This is a genomic window from Streptomyces sp. CT34, assembly GCF_000805335.1.
GTDB lineage: Bacteria > Actinomycetota > Actinomycetes > Streptomycetales > Streptomycetaceae > Streptomyces.
In genome coordinates this window covers 3,615,365-3,615,579 of record NZ_KN708638.1, presented here as the reverse complement: position 1 = coordinate 3,615,579, position 215 = coordinate 3,615,365, and the positions used below count along the sequence as shown (strand labels likewise).

The window sequence follows — 215 nt, the reverse complement described above, 5'->3', positions numbered from 1 at the left end:
CGCCCGCCCCCCCTGCCCCTCCGGCCCGCCCCCTCCCGTGGGTGGGTGGGGGAACGGCCGGTGGGGGGCTGGTGTGAGTGGGAGGGCTCGCGTGGAGTTCGGGTTGCGGAGTGAGGACGAGGAATTTCGGGTGGAGACCCGGTCGTGGCTGGAGGCTCATCTCGTCGGCGAATTCGCCTCGTCGAGGGGTGCCGGCGGGGCCCGGGGGGGGCATG

The 215-nt window shown here is 74.9% G+C and carries 1 pseudogene; it reads left to right on the top strand.

From position 1 onward, the window contains the following. Nucleotides 1-37: 37 nt before the first annotated feature. Nucleotides 38-215: pseudogene (locus tag RZ84_RS41170) on the top strand (hypothetical protein); the annotation flags it as partial.